1 protein-coding gene is annotated in these 2,930 nt (G+C 72.2%); it reads right to left on the reverse strand.

All coding sequences use genetic code 11. The features are described from left to right. A partial coding sequence (locus tag FNH05_RS35485) for a beta strand repeat-containing protein (RefSeq protein WP_144593222.1) occupies positions 1-2,634 on the reverse strand: 2,634 nt, incomplete at its 3' end. Positions 2,635-2,930: the final 296 nt, after the last annotated feature.

The following is a 2,930-nucleotide window of genomic DNA, read 5'->3' on the forward strand; positions in this document are numbered from 1 at the left end:
GGGGAGCGACGGCAGGCCGGTGGCGGGCAGTTCCGCCCCGCTGATCGGCAGGTCGATCAGCGCCTCGTGGCCGGCGAGGGCCACGTCGGTGGCGTTGGTGGTGTCCGACGAGGCCACCCCCAGCAGGCCCAGCGGGATGTCGAAGACCTGCGCGACCACACCGACCGGCAGCACCGGGTTCAGACCGGAAAGCGCTTCCGCCGGGCCCGAGGTGGTGTCGGTGCCGGCCAGCGTGCCGGTGGTGCTGTTGTCCGCGACCGCGTGCGAGACACCGCCGACCGCCGGGGCCACGCCGAAGACCTGGGCCACCGCGGCGACCGGCACGTCGAAGATGTCGCCCGACAGCGAGCCGCCCTGGCCCGAAGTGGTGTTCTGCCCGCCTGAGGTGATCTCGGTGCTGTTCACCCCCGAAGCACGCGAGACCCCGAGAACGCTCACGGCGTCGCCGAAGACCTGCGCGACCGGGGACAGCGGCGCGCTGATCACGTTGCCGGCGAGGGAGCCGCCGTCACCGTTGGTGTGGGTGGAACCGGCCGCCGAGGACACCACGTCGTTGGTGGCGTCGCCGCTGCCCGTACCGGCCACGATCGCGCCGGTGCCGAACACGTCGGCCGCCGCCGCACCGGGAACCTGGATGATGTTGCCCGCCAGCGAGCCGCCCTCACCGGTCGCGGTGGCGTCGCCACCCGCGAGCGACTGGATGGTGTTCTGGCTGGCACCGTGCCCGTTGCCGACCAGGGTGGCCCCGATGCCGTGCAGCTGCGTGGGCAGCGACACCGGCACGTCGGCGAGGTTGCCCGCCAGGAAGCCCTTCTTGCCGTTGGCGTTCAGGTGCCCGCCCGCGGTCGAGGTGGTGTCCGTGGTGCCCGAGCCCTGCCCGTTGCCGATCCAGCTGCCGCCGATCCCGAAGGCCTGCACCGGCAGGGAGACCGGAACCGCGACCAGGTTCGCGCTGGCCGCGCCGTTGTCGTCCTGGGTGTTGCCGCCGCCGCCCGCGGTGACGTCCTTGGTCTCGGAAGCGGTTCCGGCGCCCTGGCCGATCCAGGAACCGCCCACACCGAAGACCTCGGCGGGCAGTGCCACCGGCACCTGGACGACGTTGCCCGACCCGGCCGAGTCGTTGCCCTGGCTGCCGTTGTAACCACCGGCCTGGACCAGCTTGTTTTCGGTCGCGGAGCCGGAGGCGTTGCCGATCCAGGAGCCACCGACACCGAACACCTCGGCGGTGCCAGCAGGCTGCGCGCTCGCGCTGTTCCCGGACAGGAACCCACCGTTGCCGTTGGTGTAGGTGCGGCCGCCCGCGATCGCCTGGAGGGTGTTTTCGCAGCCCGAAGCGTGCGCGTTGCCGATCCAGGTGCCGCCGACGCAGAACACCTCGGCGGGCAGGGCGACCGGCACGTCGGCCACGGTGCCCGAACCGGCCGCGTCCTTGCCGCTGGTGGTGGAGAACCCACCGGCGTGGGCGGTGGTGTTCAGCGCCGAGGGCGAGCCGTCCTTGCCGGAGACCGCGTTGCCGATCCACGCCGCCGCGTTGCTCGCCACGGTCGCGGGCACGGCGGCCTGCGGCTGGATGATCGAGCCGGCCAGGAAGGACTGGTCACCGTCGGTCTGGACGAAGGCAGGGGTGCCGTCGGGGCCGGGCGTGGTGCCGCCCGCGGTGGCGTTGGCGGTGGTGCTGCCCGCGCTGTCGGCGTCACCGCCCCACGTGATCGCGTTGTTCGAGGCCTTGATCGGCAGGGCGAGCGGCACCGCGGCCACGTTGCCCGCGATGGAACCCTGCGACCCGTGCGTGGCGGTGTAGCCGCCGGAGGTGGCGTCGCTGCTGCCGTTGAAGTCGGTCTGGGCGTGGCCGAGGAACCAGCCGAGCGCGTTGCCCGACAACTGGACCGGGGTGGCGAGCTGCGGGCTCACCACGTTGCCCGCACCGGCACCGTTCGTGCCGTCGGTGGTGGTGTTGCCCGTGGCGGCCGCGGACTGGGTGGCGCTGCCGGTCGTCTTGGCGCTGCCGCCCAGGGCTCCGGCGTTGCCCGAGATCTGGACGGGCAGGGCCCAGTCGAGGTTGACCGCGTTGCCCGCCAGGCCGCCGCCCGCACCGCTGGTGCTGATGTCGCTGTTGTGCGCGTAGGTCTGGGTCGAGGCGGAGTCGACGGTCGCGTTGCCGAGCACACCCAGCGCGTTGCCGGTGATCTGGATCGGCAGTGCGATGTTGCCGACCACCTTGTTGCCCATCAGCGGGTCGCCGGTGGACTGGACCGGGGCCTGGTCCACGCGCTTGCCCGACGCCTGGGGCAGGGCCGAGGTGCCCTTCGCGACCGCTTCGTTGACGGCGCCGGTGACCGGGGCCGCGGCCTTGAGCGCGCCGGTCTGGCTCACCGGGGCGAGGGCCTTGTTCAGCACGTCCGTGACCGGCTTGGTGCTGATCTCGGTCTTGATCTCCGGCAGGTTGACCTGCCTGCCGAGCGTGCCGATCGCGTTGTGGGAGATGTCGACCGGGATGCTGGCGTTGAGGTCGAGCGGGCCGGCCGGAACGTCCGGGCTGACCTTCTCGTCAGCAGAGGCGATGCCGGTGCCCAGCATGAGCAGGCCACCCGTCACCAGCGCGGTCTGGATTCCGCGCTTTGCCCAGGTCTGCATTGGGTGTTTCTCCTTTTCCTCGTTCCCTTACGGGGTCTTGGTGGGGTGGGTGCGGTGAGGCACCCGGAGGCCGCGGACAAGTGGGGTCCGCGTGGGGATGAGCGAGGTGCTGGACGCGCGGCCGACCGAGAACGGCACGGCGGGCGGGGCGCGTTCAGCGGCCCCGCGCGTGATCAGTCAGGAGTGACACCGGGCTGAGAGCCCGGCTGAACCGGCATGTGCCGGGGGGCGAAGCGGGCGGCGCGAAGGCCGGCCACTTCGACGACGGTCAGTGCGTTGGCGGGAACACCCAGCAA

It is taken from the genome of Amycolatopsis rhizosphaerae (assembly GCF_007713715.1).
In the GTDB taxonomy this organism is placed as follows: Bacteria; Actinomycetota; Actinomycetes; order Mycobacteriales; family Pseudonocardiaceae; genus Amycolatopsis_E; species Amycolatopsis_E rhizosphaerae.